The 21,300-nt window shown below is 69.4% G+C and carries 20 protein-coding genes; 9 read left to right on the plus strand and 11 right to left on the minus strand.

Features of this window, described 5'->3' with window-relative positions; all coding sequences use genetic code 11:
- Positions 1-56: 56 nt before the first annotated feature.
- On the plus strand, positions 57-1,124 hold the full coding sequence (locus tag LC452_RS12450) for an NADH:flavin oxidoreductase/NADH oxidase (protein WP_223625787.1): 1,068 nt from the start codon (positions 57-59) through the stop codon (positions 1,122-1,124).
- 71 nt (positions 1,125-1,195) lie between these two features.
- Here LC452_RS12450 and LC452_RS12455 read toward each other — a convergent pair whose 3' ends face one another.
- From LC452_RS12455 to LC452_RS12465, 3 genes are all read right to left on the minus strand, one after another.
- Entirely contained in the window at positions 1,196-2,257 is a 1,062-nt protein-coding gene (locus tag LC452_RS12455) for a hemolysin family protein (protein WP_223625790.1), read from the minus strand.
- On the minus strand, positions 2,254-3,570 hold the full coding sequence (locus LC452_RS12460; protein ID WP_223625793.1) for a hemolysin family protein: 1,317 nt from the start codon (positions 3,568-3,570) through the stop codon (positions 2,254-2,256). The genes LC452_RS12455 and LC452_RS12460 overlap by 4 nt, the downstream gene beginning before the upstream one ends.
- A gap of 115 nt (positions 3,571-3,685) precedes the next feature.
- The gene (locus LC452_RS12465) at positions 3,686-5,140 is read right to left on the minus strand and encodes a GuaB1 family IMP dehydrogenase-related protein (RefSeq protein WP_223625795.1); all 1,455 of its coding nucleotides are present in this window, start codon (positions 5,138-5,140) and stop codon (positions 3,686-3,688) included.
- Between the two features lie 160 nt (positions 5,141-5,300).
- Here LC452_RS12465 and LC452_RS12470 point away from each other — a divergent pair, with 160 nt between their 5' ends.
- Entirely contained in the window at positions 5,301-8,999 is a 3,699-nt protein-coding gene (locus tag LC452_RS12470; protein ID WP_223625798.1) for a multifunctional oxoglutarate decarboxylase/oxoglutarate dehydrogenase thiamine pyrophosphate-binding subunit/dihydrolipoyllysine-residue succinyltransferase subunit, read from the plus strand.
- A 92-nt stretch (positions 9,000-9,091) separates the two neighbouring features.
- On the opposite strand, the gene LC452_RS12475 is transcribed toward LC452_RS12470, so the two are convergent.
- From LC452_RS12475 to LC452_RS12485, 3 genes are read right to left on the minus strand one after another with little or no spacing between them, the layout of a single operon-like run.
- Entirely contained in the window at positions 9,092-10,396 is a 1,305-nt protein-coding gene (locus tag LC452_RS12475; RefSeq protein WP_223625801.1) for a GNAT family N-acetyltransferase, read from the minus strand.
- Positions 10,397-10,429: 33 nt separating this feature from the next.
- On the minus strand, positions 10,430-10,675 hold the full coding sequence (locus LC452_RS12480) for a zf-HC2 domain-containing protein (protein WP_136055097.1): 246 nt from the start codon (positions 10,673-10,675) through the stop codon (positions 10,430-10,432).
- Complete coding sequence (locus LC452_RS12485; RefSeq protein ID WP_223625804.1) at positions 10,672-11,277, minus strand: sigma-70 family RNA polymerase sigma factor; 606 nt, start codon at positions 11,275-11,277, stop codon at positions 10,672-10,674. The genes LC452_RS12480 and LC452_RS12485 overlap by 4 nt, the downstream gene beginning before the upstream one ends.
- A gap of 126 nt (positions 11,278-11,403) precedes the next feature.
- Here LC452_RS12485 and aroA point away from each other — a divergent pair, with 126 nt between their 5' ends.
- Genes aroA through bcp form a run of 3 tightly spaced genes read left to right on the plus strand, consistent with a single transcriptional unit; the run spans position 11,404 to position 14,277 of the window.
- Complete coding sequence (aroA, locus tag LC452_RS12490) at positions 11,404-12,720, plus strand: 3-phosphoshikimate 1-carboxyvinyltransferase (protein WP_223625807.1); 1,317 nt, start codon at positions 11,404-11,406, stop codon at positions 12,718-12,720.
- 3 nt (positions 12,721-12,723) lie between these two features.
- Positions 12,724-13,794, plus strand: a complete 1,071-nt coding sequence (gene rsgA, locus LC452_RS12495; protein ID WP_223625810.1) for a ribosome small subunit-dependent GTPase A — start codon at positions 12,724-12,726, stop codon at positions 13,792-13,794.
- A gap of 9 nt (positions 13,795-13,803) precedes the next feature.
- Positions 13,804-14,277, plus strand: a complete 474-nt coding sequence (bcp, locus tag LC452_RS12500; protein ID WP_223625813.1) for a thioredoxin-dependent thiol peroxidase — start codon at positions 13,804-13,806, stop codon at positions 14,275-14,277.
- A 23-nt stretch (positions 14,278-14,300) separates the two neighbouring features.
- Here bcp and LC452_RS12505 read toward each other — a convergent pair whose 3' ends face one another.
- On the minus strand, positions 14,301-14,687 hold the full coding sequence (locus tag LC452_RS12505) for a hypothetical protein (RefSeq protein WP_223625816.1): 387 nt from the start codon (positions 14,685-14,687) through the stop codon (positions 14,301-14,303).
- A gap of 235 nt (positions 14,688-14,922) precedes the next feature.
- Between LC452_RS12505 and LC452_RS12510 the strand changes: the two genes are divergently transcribed.
- Positions 14,923-15,171, plus strand: coding sequence for a WhiB family transcriptional regulator (locus LC452_RS12510; RefSeq protein ID WP_028503730.1), 249 nt, complete (start codon positions 14,923-14,925; stop codon positions 15,169-15,171).
- 62 nt (positions 15,172-15,233) lie between these two features.
- On the opposite strand, the gene LC452_RS12515 is transcribed toward LC452_RS12510, so the two are convergent.
- Both LC452_RS12515 and LC452_RS12520 read right to left on the minus strand, forming a co-directional pair.
- Entirely contained in the window at positions 15,234-16,718 is a 1,485-nt protein-coding gene (locus LC452_RS12515; RefSeq protein ID WP_223625819.1) for a sensor histidine kinase, read from the minus strand.
- A 24-nt stretch (positions 16,719-16,742) separates the two neighbouring features.
- Positions 16,743-17,129, minus strand: a complete 387-nt coding sequence (locus LC452_RS12520; RefSeq protein WP_223627650.1) for an Rv3235 family protein — start codon at positions 17,127-17,129, stop codon at positions 16,743-16,745.
- A gap of 129 nt (positions 17,130-17,258) precedes the next feature.
- On the opposite strand from LC452_RS12520, the gene LC452_RS12525 reads away from it, so the two are divergent.
- Positions 17,259-17,870, plus strand: a complete 612-nt coding sequence (locus tag LC452_RS12525) for a hypothetical protein (RefSeq protein ID WP_223625822.1) — start codon at positions 17,259-17,261, stop codon at positions 17,868-17,870.
- On the opposite strand, the gene LC452_RS12530 is transcribed toward LC452_RS12525, so the two are convergent.
- On the minus strand, positions 17,858-18,136 hold the full coding sequence (locus LC452_RS12530; protein WP_223625825.1) for a helix-turn-helix domain-containing protein: 279 nt from the start codon (positions 18,134-18,136) through the stop codon (positions 17,858-17,860). The genes LC452_RS12525 and LC452_RS12530 overlap by 13 nt on opposite strands.
- Positions 18,137-18,233: 97 nt before the next feature.
- Here LC452_RS12530 and LC452_RS12535 point away from each other — a divergent pair, with 97 nt between their 5' ends.
- Together LC452_RS12535 and LC452_RS12540 are read left to right on the plus strand one after the other, a co-directional pair.
- Entirely contained in the window at positions 18,234-18,854 is a 621-nt protein-coding gene (locus tag LC452_RS12535; protein WP_223625828.1) for an SAF domain-containing protein, read from the plus strand.
- Positions 18,851-20,092 carry a P-loop NTPase gene (locus LC452_RS12540; RefSeq protein WP_223625831.1) on the plus strand — a complete coding sequence of 414 codons (1,242 nt, stop codon included), beginning with the start codon at positions 18,851-18,853 and terminating at the stop codon, positions 20,090-20,092. Before LC452_RS12535 ends, LC452_RS12540 begins: the two co-directional genes overlap by 4 nt.
- On the opposite strand, the gene LC452_RS12545 is transcribed toward LC452_RS12540, so the two are convergent.
- Positions 20,016-21,242 carry a pyridoxal phosphate-dependent aminotransferase gene (locus LC452_RS12545; RefSeq protein WP_308116475.1) on the minus strand — a complete coding sequence of 409 codons (1,227 nt, stop codon included), beginning with the start codon at positions 21,240-21,242 and terminating at the stop codon, positions 20,016-20,018. The two genes, LC452_RS12540 and LC452_RS12545, sit on opposite strands and share 77 nt — an antisense overlap.
- Positions 21,243-21,300: the final 58 nt, after the last annotated feature.

Genomic DNA, 21,300 nt, shown 5'->3' on the forward strand with positions numbered 1-21,300 from the left:
GACTCCACGTTAGCGGGACGCCCCTCGGTGCACCCGCGCGGGCGTAACGTCGTACGGTGAGCTTTCTCTTCTCTCCTCTGACCATCCGTTCCGTCACGTTCCGCAACCGGCTCTGGGTGTCGCCGATGTGCATGTACAGCGCCGTCGACGGCGTGGTGCAGGAATGGCACCACACGCACCTGGCCCAGTTCGCCTCCGGCGGCGCGGGGCTCATCGTCGCGGAGGCGACCGCGGTGCTCCCCGAGGGACGGATCTCGCCGCGCGACGCGGGCCTCTGGAACGACGAGCAGCGCGACACGTGGGCGCCGATCGTGCAGGCGATCCACGACCGCGGGGCCGTCGCCGGCATCCAGCTCGCACACGCCGGACGCAAGGCGTCGACCTGGTGGCCGTGGGCTCACGCGCGCGGCTCCGTGCCCGCGCAGGACGGCGGATGGACGACGACGGCACCGTCGGCGGTCGCCTACGACGGCTTCGCCGCCCCGCGCGCGCTGGATGCCGCCGGGATCGACGAGGTCGTGCACGCGTTCGCCGCGGCCGCGCGGCGCGCCGTGGACGCAGGATTCGACGTGCTCGAACTGCACGGGGCCCACGGGTACCTGCTGCACCAGTTCCTCTCGCCGCTGTCGAACCTGCGCGAAGACGAGTACGGCGGAGCACTCGAGAACCGGGCGCGACTGCTCCTCCAGGTGGTCGATGCGGTTCGCGCCGAAGTCGGCGAGGACGTTCCGCTGTTCGTGCGGATCTCGGCGACCGACCACGCCGAAGGCGGCTTCACCTCCGACGAGGCCGCGGTCGTCGGAGACTGGGCGTCCGAGCACGGCGCCGACTTCATCGACGTGTCCAGCGGCGGGCTCGTCGCCCATCAGCAGCTCGACGTCTTCCCCGGCTACCAGGTCCCGCTGGCCGAGACCGTCCGCCAGGGCGGCCGCATCCCCGTCTCGGCGGTCGGGCTCATCACCGCCGCGGCGCAGGCGGAGCAGGTGCTCGCAGACGGCGCGGCCGACGCGATCTTCGCCGGACGCGAATGGCTGCGCGACCCGCACTTCGCCCTCCGTGCGGCGCACGAGCTCGGATCCGACGTCGCCTGGCCGCCGCAGTACGACCGCGCGCGCTGGCACTGATCCCCGCCGAACACGACGAAGGCCGCCGTCCCTCTTCGGGGCGGCGGCCTTCCTCGTGCGGGAGCCTCCGGTCAGCGACCGCGGATGCGACGCGTCGCGTCCTGCACCTCGCCGACCAGTTCCTCCAGGATGTCCTCGAGGAACAGCACCGCGGTCGTCCGCCCCTCGGCGTCGCGCACCTTTGCCAGGTGGCGGCCGGCCCGGCGCATGAGCGCGAGAGCGTCCTCCAGATCGGTGTCCTCCTGCACAGGCACCATGTGATGGATCCGCTTCGACGGGAGGGGCTCCACCAGCTTCTCGGCGGCGTCCGGACCGTCCGACGCCCGGAGGATGTCCTTGAGGTGGACGTAGCCGACAGGCACGGCATCCGCGTCGACGATCACGTAACGCGAGAAGCCGTAGCGGGCGACCGCCTTCTCGATGTCGTCGGGCGTCGTCGACTGCGGCAGCGTGATGAGATCGCTGAGCGGAACGGCGACGTCGCGCGCCTTCTTGTCGGTGAACTCCACGGCGGCCGCGACGGTTCCGGCGGTGTCGGTCAGCACGCCTTCACGCCGTGACTGGTCGACGATGGTGGCGACCTCCTCGAGCGTGAAGGTCGACGCGGCCTCGTTCTTGGGCTCCACCCGGAACAGGCGCAGCACCCCGTTGGCGGCCGCGTTCAGGAGCCAGATCACCGGCATGAAGATCTTCGACACCCACACGAGCGGAGGCGCGAGGAGCAGCACGGCCCGGTCCGGCACCGAGAACGCGAGGTTCTTCGGCACCATCTCGCCGAACACGACGTGCAGGAACGAGACGATCAGCAGGGCGATGGTGAACGACACCACGTCGACGACGCCGTCCGACCAGCCGACCGCGTGCATGGGCACGGCGAGAAGATGATGGATCGCCGGCTCGGAGACGTTCAGGATCAGCAGCGAGCAGATCGTGATGCCGAGCTGCGAGGTCGCGAGCATCAGGGTCGCGTGCTCCATCGCGTAGAGCGCGGTCTTGGCAGCGCGGGAACCCCCTTCGGCACGCGGTTCGATCTGCGAGCGCCGCGCGGAGATCACCGCGAACTCGGCGCCGACGAAGAACGCGTTCGCGACGAGAAGCACGACCAGCCAGGCGAGTCCTCCCCAATCGTTCATCGGGTGGCCTCCTCTCCTGGTTCGTGCGGTCTCGGGACGTAGCGCACGCGGTCGACGCGGCGCCCGTCCATCCGCACGACCTGCAGCGTGCCGCTGTCGACGGACACCTCGTCTCCGACCGAGGGCACCCGCTCGAGCACGCTCATGACGTAGCCGCCGACCGTGTCGTAGACGTCGCCCTCCGGCACCACGACGCCGGCACGACTGCGCAGCTCGTCCGGTCGCAGCTCACCCGGGAACGTCACGCCGTCCCGCCCGCGGATGACGCCGGCCCGCGTGCGGTCATGTTCGTCGGAGACCTCTCCGACGAGTTCCTCCACGAGGTCCTCCAGGGTCACGAGGCCTGCCGTGCCGCCGTACTCGTCCACGACGATGGCGAGCTGGTAGCCGCGGGCACGGAGCTCGGAGATGAGGCCGTCGACATGCACCGTCTCCGGAACGCGGAGCGCATCGGTCGCGAGGGCGCCGACGGGAACCTCGGCGCGACGCTCGCGCGGCACCGAGATCGCGGCCTTCAGGTGCACGACGCCGGAGATGTCGTCGAGGTCGTCGTCGTAGACCGGGAACCGGCTGTGGCCGGTGCGGCGCGCGAGCTGGATGACATCGTCGGCGGAGTCGCCCGCGGAGAGCGCGTGCATGCTCGGACGGGCCGTCATCACGTCGGCGGCGCTGAGCCGCGAGAAGGTCAGTGTGCGATCCAACAGGCTCGCCGTGTCGGCCTCGAGCAGTCCGGCACTCGCGGAGCGGCGGACCAGCGAGGAGAGCTCCTCGGCGCTGCGCGCACCGGAGAGCTCCTCCTTCGGCTCGATGCCCATGCTCCGCAGAACGCCGTTCGCGCTGCCGTTGAGCACGATGATCGCCGGCTTGAACACCGCGGTGAACGCGACCTGGAACGGGATGACGAGCTTGGCTGTCTGCCGGGGAAGCGCGAGGGCGAAGTTCTTCGGGACGAGTTCACCGAGGATCATCGACACCACGGTGGCCACCAGCATCGCGATGACCGTGGCGATCGGCGCGACGGCCGCCTCGGGGATGTTCCAGGCCACGAAGGTCGGCCGGAGCAGGTTCGACAGCGCGGGCTCCATCGTGTAACCGGTGAGGAGCGTCGTCAGCGTGATGCCCAGCTGCGCGGACGAGAGGTGGGTCGACGTGTGCCGGAGGGCGCTGATCGTCAGAGAGAGGCGGGATTCGCCTCGCGACTGGCGGGCTTCGAGGTCGGCGCGGTCGAGATTGACCAGAGCGAACTCGCTCGCCACGAAGAGGCCGGTGCCGACCGTGAGCAGGAGCCCCACGCCCAACATGATGAAGTCCATCAGTGGTTCCTCTCCGGTGAGAGAGGCGGACAGTGGGGCGATGTTCTGCAACTGGGAGGGTCGTCCATTATGCGGACGATTCTACAGAACCTGTCCGTGAGTGCGACTCCCGCCCCTACCAGCTGACCGGCAGCGCCTTGCCCTCTTCATAGCCGGCCGCCGACTGCAGGCCGACCAGGGCGCGCTCGTGGAATTCCGGCACGGACGATGCGCCCGCGTAGGTGAAGGACGAACGGACGCCCGACGTGATCATGTCGAGAAGATCCTCCAGTCCCGGGCGCAGCGGATCGAGGTAGATCTTCGACGAGGAGATGCCCTCGGCGAAGAGCTCCTTGCGTGCGCGCTCGTACGCGTCGAGGCGCCCGAACCGCGCCTGGACGGCTTTGGTCGACGCCATGCCCCAGGATTCCTTGAAGATGCGACCCTCGGCATCGCGCTGCAGCTCCCCCGGCGCCTCGATCGTGCCGGCGAACCAGGAGCCGACCATGACGGATGCCGCGCCCGCGGCGAGCGCGAGCGCCACGTCGCGCGGGTACCGCACGCCGCCGTCGGCCCAGACGTGCGCTCCCAGCTCCCGCGCGGCCTGCGCCGTCTCGAGCACGGCGGAGAACTGCGGCCGGCCGACCGCGGTCATCATGCGGGTCGTGCACATCGCGCCGGGCCCGACGCCGACCTTGAGGATCGACGCTCCGGCCTCGACGAGGTCGCGCACCCCGTCCGCGGTGACGATATTGCCCGCCACGATCGGCAGACCGAGGTCGAGGTCGGCGACGGCGCGCAGCGCGCGGAGCATCCCCTCCTGGTGGCCGTGGGCCGTGTCGACGACCAGCACGTCGACGCCCGCACCGGCGAGCGCCTTCGCCTTGGCCGCCACGTCGCCGTTGATGCCGACGGCGGCCGCGACCACCAGACGGCCGTCGGCGTCGAGGGCAGGACGGTACAGCGTCGAGCGCAGCGCGGTGCGCGCGCTCAGAGTGCCCACGAGGTGCCCGTGGTGGATGACCGTGACCATCTCGACGCCCGCATCGGTGATGACGTCGAACGCGTGACGCTCGGAGCCGATGTCGTCGGCATCGATCGACGGCACCCCGGAGTGCACGAGGTCGCCCAGCTGGGCATCCGGAAGAGCGGTTGCGAGCCTCGTCGCGGGAAGGATGCCGAGCACCTCGCCCACCTCGATCGGCGCACCTCCGCGCGCCACCACGATCCCGTGCCCGGCGGTGGGAGGCAGGAGGCGGAGCGCATCGGCGACGGATGCCTCCGGCGGAAGGACGATCGGGGTGTCCCAGAGCACCGGCTGCGCCTTCACGTCGCGGATCGCGGCATCCAGGTCCTGCAGCGGCAGGTCCTGCGGGAGCACGCCGAGACCACCGCGGCGTGCGAGCACCGCCGCCAGACGCGGGCCCGTCACCGAGTTCATGTTCGAGGCGACGAGCGGAAGGGTGGCCGCAGTGCCGTCCTGCGGCGCGAGGTCGACCTGGAGCCGACTGGTGACCGCGGATCTGCGCGGGACGAGGAACACGTCCGAATAGGTCAGATCGACTGTCGGCTGCGCTCCTGAGAAGTCCATGTCTCCACGGTACCCAGATCGCCGCACCCTGGGCACACCGCTTCGACGATTGCCGGGGCGAAACACGTTAGGCTTGATGTCGAGAGTGTGCGGACCCGGGCGCATCCTGCCCCGTCGTCTTGCATCAAAGTGCTTCAGCGATGAAAGAGGGCGATACAGCGTGTCGAACCAGGTGACCGGCGTCGGGGGCGACGGGGGGTTCGGAGCCAATTCCTGGCTCGTCGAAGAGCTCTACGAGCAGTTCAAGGAGAACCGCGACTCGGTCGACAAGGAGTGGTGGCCGGTCCTCGAGAAGTATCACGCCGATACCTCCGGATCCGCCGCAGCGGAGGCAGCACCGGCAGCAGCATCGGCGGCATCCCCCGATTCCGCCGCACAGCCCGCGCATCCGGTCACTGCCCCGATCCCGGTGATCGGCTCGCAGCCCGTCGCTCGCACCACCACCAAGCCGGCAGCCGCTGCCCCCATCCCCGCCCAGGCGCCCAAGCCGACGGCGAAGGAAGCCGAAGCCGCGGCCGAAGAGGACAAGGTCACCCCGCTCCGCGGCCTGCCCAAGACCCTCGCGGCGAACATGGACGAGTCCCTGACCGTCCCGACCGCCACCAGCGTGCGCACGATCCCGGCGAAGCTGCTGATCGACAACCGCATCGTCATCAACAACCACATGGCCCGCACGCGCGGCGGCAAGGTCAGCTTCACCCACCTCATCGGCTGGGCGCTGATCCGCACGCTCGACGAGTTCCGCAGCCAGAACGTGTTCTACGCCGAGATCGACGGCAAGCCGTCCGTCGTCGCCCCGGCCCATGTCAACCTCGGCATCGCGATCGACCTGCCCAAGCCCGATGGCACCCGCGCACTCATGGTGCCCAGCATCAAGCGCGCCGACACGATGAGCTTCAGCGAATACCTGGTCGCGTACGAAGACCTCGTCACGCGCGCCCGCAACAACAAGCTGACCGCTGCGGACTTCCAGGGCACGACGGTCTCACTGACCAACCCGGGCGGCATCGGCACCGTGCACTCCGTGCCGCGTCTGATGAAGGGCCAGGGCTGCATCATCGGCGCCGGCGCCCTCGAGTACCCGGCCGAGTTCCAGGGCGCGAGCGACAAGACGCTCAACGAGCTCGCCATCGGCAAGACCATCACGCTGACCAGCACCTATGACCACCGCGTCATCCAGGGTGCCGGCTCCGGCGAGTTCCTCAAGAAGGTGCACGAGCTGCTCATCGGGCAGCGCGGCTTCTACGACGACCTCTTCGCCGCGCTCCGCATCCCCTACGCGCCGATCCGCTGGAACCCCGACATCGCGGTCGACCTCGCCGAGCGGGTCGACAAGCAGTCGCGCGTGCAGGAACTCATCAACTCGTTCCGCGTGCGCGGCCACCTCATGGCCGACATCGACCCGCTCGAGTACGTGCAGCGCTCGCACCCCGACCTCGAGATCGAGAGCCACGGCCTCACCTTCTGGGATCTCGACCGCGAGTTCGTCACCGGCGGCTTCGGCGGCCGTCGCGTCGCCAAGCTGCGCGACATCCTCGGTGTGCTCCGTGACTCGTACTGCCGCACGCTCGGCATCGAGTACATGCACATCCAGGACCCGGAGCAGCGTCGCTGGTTCCAGGAGAAGGTCGAGGTCAAGTACCAGAAGCCCGGCCACGACGAGCAGCTGCGTGTCCTGCGCAAGCTCAACGAGGCCGAGGCATTCGAGACCTTCCTGCAGACGAAGTTCGTCGGCCAGAAGCGCTTCTCGCTCGAGGGCGGCGAATCGCTCATCCCGCTGCTCGACGAGGTCCTGCAGGGTGCGGCGACCGCCGGGCTCGAGGGCGCCGCGATCGGCATGGCCCACCGCGGCCGCCTGAACGTGCTGACCAACATCGCGGGCAAGACGTACGGTCAGGTGTTCCGCGAGTTCGAGGGCACCCAGACGCCGGGCAACCAGCGCGGATCCGGTGACGTGAAGTACCACCTGGGCACCGAGGGCACGTTCGTCGCCGACGACGGCTCCGAGCTCCCCGTCTACCTCGCCGCCAACCCCTCGCACCTCGAGACGGTCGACGGTGTCCTCGAGGGCATCGTCCGCGCCAAGCAGGACCGCAAGCCCATCGGCACCTTCGCCTGGCTGCCGATCCTCGTGCACGGCGACGCGGCCTTCGCGGGTCAGGGCGTCGTGGTCGAGACTCTGCAGATGTCGCAGCTGCGCGGCTACCGCACGGGCGGAACGATCCACGTCGTCGTCAACAACCAGGTCGGCTTCACGACCTCGACGAACGACGGACGCACCTCGGTCTACGCCACCGACGTCGCCAAGACGATCCAGGCGCCGGTGTTCCACGTGAACGGCGACGACCCCGAGGGTGTCATCCACGTCGCGCAGCTGGCGTTCGAGTACCGCGAGCGCTTCCACCGCGACGTCGTCATCGACCTCGTCTGCTACCGCCGACGCGGTCACAACGAGGGCGACGACCCTTCGATGACGCAGCCGCTGATGACCGACCTCATCCAGGCGAAGCGCTCGGTCCGCAAGCTCTACACCGAGTCCCTCGTCGGCCGCGGTGACATCACCGAGCAGGAGTACGACGAGGCGAAGGCCGACTTCCAGAATCGTCTGGAGATCGCTTTCGCCGAGACGCATGCGGCCGAGACCGGAGCGATGCCGCTCGCGCCCGACCTCCCGGTCGAGGAGCAGACCGGCGCCCCCGACGTCACCGGTGTTCCGGGTGAGGTCATCCAGCTCATCGGCGATGCCTTCGTGAACAAGCCCGAGGGCTTCACGGTGCACCCGAAGATCCAGCAGCTGCTCGACAAGCGGCTCGACATGAGCCGCAACGGCGGCATCGACTGGGGCTTCGGCGAACTGCTGGCGTTCGGGTCACTGCTCGTCGAGGGCACGCCGGTGCGCTTCGCCGGGCAGGATGCCCGTCGCGGAACGTTCGTGCAGCGTCATGCGACCCTGCACGACCGGGCGAACGGCCAGGAGTGGCTGCCGCTGTCGAACCTCTCCGACGCCCAGGGACGTTTCTTCATCTACGACTCCCTCCTCAGCGAGTATGCGGCCCTCGGCTTCGAGTACGGCTATTCGGTCGAGGCGCCCGAGGCTCTCGTGCTGTGGGAGGCGCAGTTCGGCGACTTCGTCAACGGCGCCCAGTCGGTCATCGACGAGTACATCTCCGCGGCAGAGCAGAAGTGGGGACAGCAGTCCAGTGTCACGCTGCTGCTCCCGCACGGCTACGAGGGCCAGGGGCCGGACCACTCGTCCGCCCGCATCGAGCGCTTCCTCCAGCTGTGCGCGCAGGACAACATGATCGTGTCCCGCCCGTCGACCCCGGCGTCGTACTTCCACCTGCTGCGCCGTCAGGCCTATGCCCGTCCGCGCAAGCCTCTGATCGTGTTCACCCCGAAGGCGATGCTGCGGCTGCGCGGCGCGACCAGCCCGGTCGAGGACTTCACGCAGGGCCGCTTCGAGCCCGTGATCGACGACCACCGCGGTCTCGACCGCAACGCGGTCAGGCGCGTGCTCGTGCACTCCGGCAAGGTGCACTGGGATCTTCGGGCCGAGCTCGAGAAGAACCCGAACCCCGAGGTCGCGCTCGTCCGCCTCGAGCAGCTCTACCCGACGCCGATCGCCGAGCTGAAGGCCATCACCGACTCGTACCCGAACGCCGAGCTGGTGTGGGTGCAGGAAGAGCCGGAGAACCAGGGCGCGTGGCCGTTCCTGGCTCTCGCGTTCGCCGATGTTCCGGGAGACCGCTCCTTCCGCCCCGTCGCCCGCGCGGCTTCGGCGTCGCCGGCGACCGGATCCTCGAAGGTGCACGCCGCCGAGCAGGCGAAGCTGCTGCGTGAGGCTCTCACCCTCGGCTGACACGGCCTCATACGACGGCTCAGACGACAGAAGGAGCCCCGACCTCACGGTCGGGGCTCCTTCTCTTTCGTCCGGGGGTCTGGACGCCGTGCTCAGTACCAGATGTCGAGGGAGGGAGCCGGGTAGGCGGCGAAGGCGCGATCGAGCACCGCGATGGCGTCGTCGTCTGCATCGATCAGACCCGCAGCACGCAGGGTCCCCGCACGCACGCCACCGACGAACAGCGACGACAGCGCGGAGACGCCGATCGTGGCATCGACGGATCGCCCTGCTGCGTTGTCGACGGTCGCCGTGCCCTCGGCATCGACCTTCACCCGCCATTCCCCCGCAGCGAATCCGAGCGGGTCTTCGATGCGGAGGACCACATCGAGAGGCCCGGAGTACGTGCGTGCGGAGAGTGCGGCGGGAACGTCAAGGATGCGCAGCCAGCCGTGATCGTGCACGACCTGCTCCACGGCGCGCTGATCGGCGACCAGCCAGGGCAGCGGGTCATCCAGTGGGCGGAGATCGGCAGTGACCTCGTCGACGAGATCGTGCTGCACGATGAATCTCCACAGGGCGGCGAGGGCGTCGGGCGTCTCTGCGACGAGCAGTCGCACATCGAGTCCGAAGCGGAACGAATCGCCCTTCTCGTTCACCGTGTAGGCGACGACGCCGCGCACCTCGCCGGATTCGTCGAGGTAGTGCACGCCGCGCACCTTGTCGCGCTCTGTCACGGAGACATGGGCTCCGGACAGACCCTCCCACCGCCCCTGCCAGCCCTCGATACGGCCGGGCACGAGCCGGCGGGTGCGATCATGCACCCGGCCGAGCTCGGCGGAGAGCGTCTCGCGATCCACGTACTCGACGCGTCCGGGAGGTGTCGGACCACCCCATCCGGCGCGGCGGCCGTCGATGGCGTAGCGCGCGACGGGGATGGCGGAGCCGAAGCCGTAGCGCCCGTAGATCGTCGCCTCGGATGCCGTGAGACCGGCGATGGGCACGCCGGCGGATGCCGCAGCGCGCAGTTCGCCCTCGAGGAGGGAGCGCGCGATGCCGCGGCGTCGATGGGTGCCGGAGACCGTGACCATGCTGATCGCCCACATACCGATGCTGCCGCCACCCGGGAGGGTGAGCGGGGTCACCCAGGCGTTGGTGGTCGCGACCGGGAACGCGCCCGATTCGGCGCCCGCCTCGTAGACGCCGATGTTGCGACGGGCCTCGAAAGTGGTGCGCGCGTGCGCGAGCGCATCGGCGTTCGGCTCGGCTCCGAGGAAGCCCCGGTCGGCAGCACGCTGGAAGGCGGTCGAGGTGGCGTCATCCGTCAGATCGACGACGCGGTACTCCAGGCCGGCTGAGCGCAGCCGTTCCGTGGATCCGGGGTCGGCGGGTACGTCACGTGCGTCGAGGGTGGTCATCGTTCCACACTACCGACGCCCTCCGACAGAGGATCAGTGCTGTGCGGCCTGGACCTCGCGGAGCCGGGCGAACACCTGGTCGCGCAGCTCCTCGGGAGCGGTCTCCTTGCAGGCGCGGGCGACGACCTCGGTGAGGGTCGTCGCGACGAGGGCCTCGTCCCGGCAGGATGCGCAGTTCTCCAGATGCTCGCGGATCTCGGTGTGCTCGGTCTTGCACACCTCGTTGCGGAGGTACTCCTCCAGATCCTGACGGGCCTTGTCGCAGCCGCAGTCGCTCATTTCGTGCTCCTCGTGTCAGCCGCGGCGATGCCCCGCTCCGCGGCGTAGTCTGCCAGCAGCTCCCGCAGCATCCGCCTGCCACGGTGCAGGCGGCTCATCACGGTGCCGATGGGGGTCTTCATGATGTCGGCGATCTCCTGGTACGCGAAGCCCTCGACGTCGGCGAAGTACACCGCGAGTCGGAAGTCCTCGGGAACCGCCTGGAGAGCATCCTTGACGACCGAAGCCGGCATCCGGTCGATCGCCTCCGCCTCGGCCGAACGGCCGTGCGTCGCGGTGGTCGACTCGGCGCCGCCGAGCTGCCAGTCCTCGAGCTCGTCGATCGTGCCCTGGTAAGGCTCGCGCTGCCGCTTGCGATAGATGTTGATGTACGTGTTCGTGAGGATGCGGTACAGCCAGGCCTTCAGATTCGTGCCCTGGGTGAACGTCGCCCAGGATCCGTACGCCTTCACGAACGTCTCCTGCACGAGGTCGGCGGCGTCGGCCGGGTTGCGCGTCATGCGCATCGCGGCGGCGTAGAGCTGATCCATGAAAGGGATCGCCTGCTCCTCGAACTCGCGTCGAGGGTCGCCGACGGTCTCTGCGGTTACGGTGTCATCCATCACCGGCCAGTCTAGGCCGCTGATGTCCAGCGTCTCGCGTTCCAGGGTGCCCAGCATGCACTCTCCTCCTCGGCGGACGCCCGCGCCTTCACGCCGTGGGCATCCTGTTCACTAAAGTGAGAACCGATGAGCGCGAACAGGTATTCCCCGGCCCGAGTCCAGGGCGTCTATGCCGCGCCCTCCGTCGATGCTCCGATCCACGCCGAGCTCACCATCCCCGGCTCGAAGTCGCTGACGAATCGCGAGCTCATCATCGCGGCGATCGCCGATGGGCCCGGCCGCCTGATCGCGCCGCTGCACTCCGACGACTCGGCGCGCATGGTCGACGCCCTGCGCGCTCTCGGCGTCGGCATCGAGGAGGTGGATGCCGGGCACGAGTTCGGCCCCGACCTCGTCGTCACGCCGGCCAAGCTCGAGGGCGGCAAGACGGTGGACTGCGGCCAGGCCGGCACCGTGATGCGTTTCATCGCCCCGCTCGCCGGTCTTGCCGCGCACGACGTGCACCTCACCGCCCACGAGACCGCACTGCACCGTCCGATGGGCGGCTTGATCAGCGCACTCCGCGACCTCGGCGTCGACATCGACGACGAGGGCACCTGGGCGCTCCCCTTCACCATCCGCGGACACGGACGCATCCGCGGCGGCCGTGTCGAGATCGACGCCTCCGCGTCCAGCCAGTTCGTCTCCGGGCTCCTGCTCGCCGCTCCCCGCTTCGACGTCGGACTGCACCTCGTGCACATCGGCGAGCACCTCCCGAGCCTGCCCCACATCGACATGACGATCGAAGCGCTGAGCCGCCGAGGCATCCGCATCGAGCGTCCCGCCGTCGGAGAGTGGCTCGTCGAGGCCGGCGTCCCCCGCGCCAAGGAGATCGCGATCGAGCCCGACCTCTCGAACGCCGCGCCGTTCCTCGCCGCCGCTCTCGTCACGGGCGGGTCGGTCTCCATTACAGGCTGGCCGGCGCACTCGACTCAGCCGGGCGCGCTGCTGCCCGAGATCCTGCAGGCGATGGGCGCCCACGTGGGGCGCCACGGCGGCACGCTCACCGTGCGTGGCGGATCCGGCATCCGCGGCCTCGACATGGACCTCTCCGCGGCGAGCGAGCTCACCCCCACGCTCGTGGGTCTCGCGGCCTTCGCCGACGCACCGACGACGATCCGCGGCATCGGCCACATCCGCCTGCACGAGACCGATCGGATCGCGGCGCTGATCGGCGATCTCCGCGCGCTCGGCGGCGAGGCGGAGGAACTCTCCGATGGACTGCGCATCATCCCCGCTCCCCTGCACGGAGGCGCCTGGGCCGCCCATCATGACCACCGGATGGCCACCACCGGAGCGCTGATCGGCCTGCGCATCCCCGGCGTCGAGATCGACGACATCGGCACCACCGCCAAGACACTCCCGGAGTTCACGATGCTCTGGGAGCGGATGCTGCGGGGCTGACTCATGAGCTGGCTGGATGACGACGACGACCTCGATGACGAATTCGAGGACTACGACGAGAGCAGCATCCGCACCCGTCCGAACCCGAAGGCGAACAGACCTCGCACGAAGCGCCGTCCCGCTCATGAAGACGCGCAGACCGGTCGCGTGCTCGGAGTCGACAGAGGGCGCTACACCGTGCTGCTCGACGAGGACACCGACGACGAGCACGTCATCAGCTCCGTCCGCGCCAGAGAGCTCCGCCGCATGCCGATCGTCACCGGAGATCAGGCTCGCGTGGTCGGCGACACCTCGGGCGACGAGGGCACGCTCAGCCGCATCATCGGGATCGCCGACCGCACCTCGCTGCTGCGCAGGAGCGCCGACGACACCGACCAGGTCGAGCGGGTCATCGTCGCGAACGCCGACCAGATGCTCGTGGTGGTCGCCGCCGCCGACCCCGAACCGCGCGCCCGGCTCGTCGACCGCTACCTCGTGGCTGCCCTGGATGCCGGCATCCGCCCGCTCCTCGTCGTGACCAAGACCGACATCGCCGATCCGACCGAGTTCCTCGCGCACTTCGACGGCCTCGACCTGCGCGTGTTCACCAGTGCGCTGGAGGAGATGCCGATCGACGAGATCGGCGCCGCGCTCGTCGGACACTCCACGGTGTTCGTCGGACACTCCGGCGTCGGCAAGTCGACGCTCGTGAACGCCCTCGTGCCGACGGCGGAGCGAGCCACCGGGCACGTCAATCAGGTCACCGGCCGCGGCCGCCACACCTCGTCGTCGACCGTCTCGCTGCGCTATCACGGAGAACTCGGCACCGGGTGGGTCATCGACACCCCGGGGGTGCGCTCGTTCGGCCTCGGACACGTCGACCCGGCGAACATCCTGGCGGCGTTCACCGAGCTGGCCGAGATCGCCGAGAACTGCCCGCGCGGGTGCACGCACCTCGCCGACGCCCCCGACTGCGCCCTCATCGAGGCCGCGGAGAGAGGCGAGCTCAGCGAGACCGGGCGCGCCCGCCTCGATTCGCTCCAGCGGCTGCTGCAGACGTTCTCCGACAAGGCCGAGCAGACCCCCGGCCGATAGGGTGGACGGGTGACTCAGCGCCTCGAACCCGGAACCGCAGCCCCCGACTTCAGCCTCCTCGACCAGGACGGCACCCGCATCTCGCTCGCCGACCTGCGCGGCGAGAAGGTCGTCCTGTACTTCTACCCGGCGGCGATGACGCCCGGCTGCACGACCCAGGCGTGCGACTTCCGCGACAGCATCGGCTCTCTCCAGGGCGCCGGCTACCGCGTCATCGGGATCTCCCGCGACGAGCCCTCGACTCTGGCCGCGTTCCGCGAGCGAGACGGACTCACCTTCACCCTCCTCAGCGACCCGGACCATGCGGTCCACTCCGCCTACGGGGTGTGGGGCGAGAAGATGAACTACGGCAAGGTCATCGAGGGCGTCATCCGCTCGACGTTCGTCCTCAACGCGGACGGCGTCATCGACCTCGCGCTCTACAACGTGAAGGCCACCGGCCACGTCGCGCGCATCCGCAAGCTGCTCGGCATCGACGCCTGACGTCGCCTGTTCTCACCGGGCGGTCACTCCGCCGCGCGCTGCTCACCCTCGCGACGCGCACTGGCGATCAGCAGGGCGAATCCGAGCAGTCCCGGCAGGCCGACGCCGAGGGTGAAGAGCCATGAGATCGGCTGCACGGTGAGCGAGGCGAGCGCCACGGCGACGGCCAGCACCTGGAAGACCACTCCCCCGGATCGCGCCCACGAGCGCCCGGCGCGGGTGCCGATCGCGAAGGCGATCAGTGCGGCCGCGCCGATGAGCGTCAGCACGATCAGGGCGAGCGCGGTCGGGAGCGACGCGGCGTCGCCGGCACCGAGTCCGGCGAGCTCGATGACCGCGAACACGAGCAGTGCCGCGCCCTCCGCAGCGAGCACGGCCGCCGCCGCGAGAGCCAGTCCGGGTGCGCGCACGATGTGTCTCCTGAGAATCGAGTGAGAAGGCGGAAAACCCTTGATTTCGCAGGTTTCATGTAACAGAATGGACAGCGTCATGTGCTCCCACAGCGGCGTGGGGCGGGCGTTTCGCTCGCATCACAATTCGCGGGCATCCGTCCGCATATCAACAGGGTAACTGAACCCGAACAGTCGCCCGAAATCAGAGCGGTCGTGTCCCGACCTCTCTGGAAATCCACACCGAGGAGCCCCCATGGACTGGCGCGACAAAGCCGCCTGCTTGACTGTCGATCCCGAGCTGTTCTTCCCCGTCGGGAACACCGGTCCGGCCGTCGACCAGATCGAGAAGGCGAAGACCGTCTGCGCCACCTGCACGGTGACCGAGATCTGCCTGCAGTACGCCCTCGAGAGCAGCCAGGACTCGGGTGTCTGGGGCGGTCTCTCCGAAGACGAGCGCCGCGCCCTGAAGCGCCGCGCCGCACGCGCCCGCCGCGCCTCCTGATCTTCACGAAAGCGGCCTGAGACTCCGGTCTCAGGCCGCTTTCGCGTGCGCGGAGTCCGTCGTCAGGGCTCGAGCCACCGCAGCGGGATGTCGATGACCACCTCGGTGCCCTCGCCGTCGGCACCGCGCCATTCGATCGTGCCGCCGAGCTCGCCCTGGATGAGCGTGCGGATGATCTGCGTGCCGAGTCCCTGGCCGATCCGGCCCTCGGGCAGCCCGAGGCCGGTGTCGTGCACGGTCACGCGGAGGTTGTCCTCGGTGCGGGTCGCATCGATCGTCACCAGGCCCTCGCGGCCGGCGAGACCGTGCTCGACGGCGTTCGTGACGACCTCCGTCAGCGCGAGAGCGAGCGGCGTCGCATACTCGCTGGGCAGCACACCGAATCGACCGGTCGACTGCGTGCGGGCCCGGGTGTTCGGCGCGGAGGCGACCTCGGCGACGAGCTTGAGCACGCGGTGGAAGACCTCGTCGAAGTCGACCTTCTGCGTCAGCCCCTGCGCGAGCGTGTCGTGCACGACCGCGATCGAGTCCACCCGCCGCATCGCCTGGGTGAGAGCGTCGCGCGCCTCGTCGGAATGCGTGCGCCGCGCCTGGATGCGCAGCAGGGACGCCACCGTCTGGAGGTTGTTCTTCACCCGGTGGTGGATCTCGCGGATGGTCGCATCCTTGGTGATGAGCTCCTGCTCCTGGTGCCGCAGCTCCGACACGTCGCGGCACAGCACGATCGCGCCGATCCGGGTGCCGTGATCCTTGAGCGGGATCGCGCGCAGCGACACCGTCACACCCCGCGCCTCGATGTCGGTGCGCCACGGGGCGCGTCCGGTGACGACGACCGGGAGGGACTCGTCGACCTGGCGGGACGGCGGCACGAGCCGCGTGGTCACCTCTGCCAGGGACTCGCCCTCGAGCTCGTCGTCGAATCCCATGCGGTTGAACGCCGAGAGGGCGTTCGGGCTGGCGAAGGTCGTGATCCCGTCGACGTCGATGCGGATGAGCCCGTCCGATGCGCGAGGGGCACCGCGACGCGGCGAGGTCGGTGCGGCGAGATCCGGGAAGCTGCCGTCGGCGATCATCCGGAAAAGGTCGTTCGCGCACTCGTCGAAGGTGATCTGCTGGCGGGACGGCGTCCGTGCCTCGCCGAGGTTCGTATGCCGGGTCACGACGCCGATGACGGTCGGGCCGTGGTCGGCGTTTCCGCGACCACGGACGATCGGGACGGCTCGCACGCGGGTCGGCGTCTCCTCGAACCAGTCGGGCGAGGACGAGTCGACGATCTTCGCCGATTCGAATGCCCCCTGCACCTGGGTGCGCCACTGCGGCCGTACGCGCTCTCCGACGATGTCGCGGTAGAAGAGCGTGGCCGCGCCGCTGGGCCTGGCGTGCGCCACCGCGATGAACGATCCGTCCTCGGTCTGGATCCAGATGACGATGTCAGCGGATGCGAGGTCGGCGAGAAGCTGTCCGTCGCCGGCGAGCCGATGGAGCCACTCGACGTCGCTCTCGGTCAGGCGACCCTGGGCGTGGGCGAGATCACTGAGGGTTGACACCTCACCAGCCTAGGGCGACATCGCTCAGAGGATCGCCAGAGAGCTCGCACGCCAACGGCGGTCCAGGCCTTCCAGACGCACGGCGACGGCGCGCGTACGCCCGGGACCGGCCACCACGACGACCGCCTCGATCACGCCGTCGAGCGGTTCGCAGGTGCGGATCGACAGGATCTCGAACGTCGGACGCGCGGGCGGCACGCCCCTCGCGCTCCGCGCCCTCGCCGACAGGTTCGCTCTGGTCACCAGGCTCCGGAAGGCATCCTCGCTGAACCATCGGGCGAGCTGATCGACCTCTCTGACTCCGGCGAGCACCTCGAGCGCTCCCTGGGTCAGGCTGCGTAGCAGCGGCAGGGGATCCGGGAGGTCGACGGTCGGCGTCGGTTGCGGTGCGAAGTACTCGTGAAGCGTCATCATGGGAAACTCTCGATCGTGAAGAACGGCGAGTCAGTTCAGCACGCGGAGGAGCGACCGCAGGGGTGGGCGCAGCAGGAATGTGGATAACTCGTACGTGGCAGCCGGACCTCCCCTACGCTCTGTCGGATGCACTGGGATCGCCTGTTCGAAGACCTCGAAGGCCAGCTCGTCTCGGAGTGGGAAGCCGAACGCGCCGCGCTCGACGCCGAATCCGAGCGCCTGCGGATCGCGCGCCTGGAGCTGCGCACGCGGCTGCGCACCCTGTGCGCGGCCGGTGCTGAGGCCACGATCGACCTCGCGGACGGCCGACGCCTCCCGGTGACCCTGCGGAGTCTCGGCGCCGACTGGATCGCCGCGGTATCGCGAGTCGCCGCCGGGGTCCAGAGCGCACCGTCGACCCTCCTGATCCCCGAGCACGCCATCGCCGGCATCGCCCTCGATCACGGCATGATCCTCGCCAGTCTCGACGACACACCGCCCTCAGCGCACGCGCTCCGCGAGAGGATGACGCTCGGCTTCGTGCTGCGCGACCTCGCGCGGCGTCGCGTCGCCGTGCACGTGAGCACTCTCGCCGGGGAAGACGTCCACGGAACCATCGACCGCGCTGCCGCGGATCATCTCGATCTGGCCGTGCACGACGCCGGAGATGCCCGACGCGCATCCGCGGTGCACGGGTTCCGGGTCATCCCGTTCACCTGGCTCGTCGCGGTGCGCACGCCCGGCGCTCAGGCGCCGTGAGCCGAAGACGTGCCCCAGACCTCGGGAAAGCTCGCGGTCTGCGACTGCCGCCAGAGCGCCATGCGCCGCGCCGTCTCCGACTGCTCGGCGAGATAGTCCTGCAGGCTCGACTCCTCGACGCGCCAGCGCGCGGGTGAGCCGAGCTGCGATCCGCGGAGTCGACCCTCATGGACGAGAGCGATCACCTCGTCGACGCCGACGCTCAGCAACTCGGCGACCTGCGCCGGAGCGAGGAAACGCGGAGCGGACGCGGGCGAATCTGCCATGTCCCCATTCTCCCCCACGTACGACCACGGGCAGTGGACGATCGTCGCCTGTGGATAACTCGACGGACTGCGGCGCGATTTCTGTGACGATGTGGCCATGGCTGTCCTCTCCCGCTCCCGGCGCGCATTCTGGGCCGATGTCCGCTTCCTCGTCGGCATCGCTCTCGTGATCATCTCCATCACCGGCGTCTGGCTCATCGTCTCCGCCTCCGACGACGCCGTACCCGTGCTCCAGGCGAACCGGACGATCACCGAGGGCGAGGCTCTCTCGTCGAGCGATTTCCAGATCGTCGAGGTCGGGCTGGGCGCACTCGCCGAGGGCTACCTGGGTCCGCAGGAGCTCGAGCCGGGCCAGGTCGCCGTCCGCACGCTCGAGAAGGGCGAGATCGTGCCGGCATCGGCGGCGGCCGCCGCGGCCGAGAATCGCAGCACCACCATCGTGGTCGAGAGCAGCACCGGCATCCCCGAGGATGTCACGACGGGCACCGTGGTGGAGGTCTGGCACGCCCCACCGCTCGACGACGGGCGCTCGTACGACGTGCCTCGCATCCTCGTCGCCGACGTGACCGTCCGCTCCGTCGTCGAGTCCGACGGGATGCTGGCCGACAAGGGGACCGGGATCGAACTCGTGATCGATCGGTCCGATGTCGCCGACGTCCTCGCCGCCGTCACCGGAGGCTCCTCACTCTCCGTCGTCCCCGTCCGGTCGGGCTCATGACCTCGGTGATGGTGGCGCTCCCCGAGCCTCGTGCCGGGGAGCTCGCGGCCGAGCTCGAGGCGGAAGACGTCCGGGTCGTGGCCGTCGTCCGTCCGGACGCTCCGATCGACCTCGCACCGGGGATCGAGGCGATCGTGGTCCCAGCAACGCGCTCGGTGCTGACCTCGGCCCTGATCTCGGCGTGCGACCGTGCCGGAGTGCGCATCGTCACCCTCGGAGGTGCGGAGACCCGCCTGCTCGGTCGGCTCGGGCTCGCCGCGGCTCTCCCGGCCGACGCCGCCGGGTGGCAGGTCGTCGCGGCTCTGAACGCCGAGTCGCCGATCCTCTCCTCACCCCGATCGACCGAACATCACCGTGTCATCGCGGTCTGGGGCCCGCAGGGTGCACCGGGCCGGTCCACCATCTCGATCCAGCTCGCCGTCGAGCTGTCGCGGGCAGGCCGCGGCACGGCTCTCGTCGACGCGGATTCGGTCGCTCCCTCTCTCGCGCTGCTGCTCGGACTCAGCGACGACTCCCCCGGCATCGCCGCCGCATGCCGACGCGCCGAGCTCGGAGGACTCGATGCGGCGGAACTCACTCGCCTGGCCACGACGATCTCGACCAGTGCGGGCGACATCGAGGTGCTCCCCGGCATCAACCGGCCCGGCCGGTGGCCGGAGCTGTCCGCGACGCGGATGAGAGAGACGCTGCGTGCCTGTCGCGAGTGGATCGAAGACACCGTGGTCGATGTCGGTGCCGCGTTCGACGCCGACGACGAGGTGATGAGCGACCTGGCCGGACCGCGTCGGCACGCCGCGACGTCGGCGACACTGCAGGAGGCCGATGCCGTCATCGCCGTCGCTTCCGCCGACCCGGTGGGCATCAGCAGGTTCCTGCGCGACCACGCGGAGCTGCGACGACTCGCCTCGCCCAGTCCGGTGCTCGTCGTGGTGAACCAGGTGCGCCCCGGCCCGCTGGGAATCGACGCGCGGGGTCAGGTACGCCGCACGCTCGAGCGCTTCGCCGGCATCACCGACGTCGCGTTCGTCCCCTTCGACCGGCGCGCCTCCGACGCGGCGCTGCTGCATGCCAGACCCATCGCCGATGTCGCGCCGCGCTCATCCGTCGCCGCCGCCGTACGCCGTCTCGCCTCGTCACTCGCCCCGGAAGGCGCGGACGCCGCTACTGGCGGTAGCTCGCGAGGAAGTTCCCCAGTCGTTCGACGGCTTCGCTCAGCACTCGCGGCTCGGGAAGCGTGACCAGGCGCAGATGATCGGGCGTCGGCCAGTTGAAGCCGGTGCCCTGCACGAGCAGGATGTGCTCCGAGATGAGCAGGTCGTACACGAGCTTCGCGTCGTCGCGGATCTCGTGGACGTTCGGGTCGAGTCGGGGGAAAGCGTAGAGCGCGCCCTGGGGCTTGACGCAGGACACCCCGGGGATCGCCTCGAGACCCTCCCACGCGATGTCGCGCTGCTCGTGCAGTCGACCCGTCGAGGAGATCAGCGCATCGATCGACTGCACTCCGGAGAGCGCGGCCTGAACCGCATACTGCGCCGGCACGTTCGGGCAGAGCCGCGTCGACGCGAGCAGGGTGATCCCCTCGAGGAAGCCCTTCGCGTGATCCTGCGGCCCGGTGATGACCATCCACCCCGAGCGGTAGCCCGCGACGCGATAGGTCTTGGACAGGCCGTTGAACGTGAGGCAGAGCAGGTCGGGGGCGAGCGTCGCGGTCGGGATGTGCACCGCGCCGTCGAAGAGGATGCGGTCGTAGATCTCGTCCGAGAGGAGCAGCAGCTGGTGCTCCCGCGCGATCTGCACGAGGCCCTCGAGGATCTCGCGAGAATAGACGACACCCGTGGGATTGTTCGGGTTGATGATCACCATCGCCTTCGTGCGCGGCGTGATCTTCGAGCGGATGTCTTCGAGATCGGGCTGCCACCCGTCGTCTTCATCGCAGAGGTAGTGCACGGGGGTGCCGCCGGCGAGGCTCGTCATCGCGGTCCACAGCGGATAGTCCGGCGCGGGGATGAGCACCTCGTCGCCCTCGTCGAGCAGTGCCTGCATCGTCATCGTGATCAGTTCGGAGACGCCGTTGCCGAGGTAGACGTCGTCCGGGTCGAAGCGCGGGAAGCCCTCGATCTGCTCGTAGCGGCTGACGACCGCGCGTCGGGCGGAGATGATGCCCTTGCTGTCGCTGTAGCCGTGCGCCGTGGGAAGAGCGGCGAGCATGTCGTGCACGATCTGGTGCGGAGCGTCGAAGCCGAAGATCGCGGGGTTCCCGGTGTTCAGCTTGAGGATCTTGTGTCCCTCGGCCTCCAGGCGCGCCGCCTCGACGAGGGCGTTTCCGCGGATCTCGTACAGGACGTTCTTGAGCTTCGATGACTGATCGAAGTTGCGCATGGGGGTCATCGGCCAAGCCTACAGCGACGAAGAGAGGGCCAATCGACACCGATTGGCCCTCTCTTCC

The organism is Microbacterium sp. EST19A (genome assembly GCF_019969685.1).
In the GTDB taxonomy this organism is placed as follows: domain Bacteria; phylum Actinomycetota; class Actinomycetes; order Actinomycetales; family Microbacteriaceae; genus Microbacterium.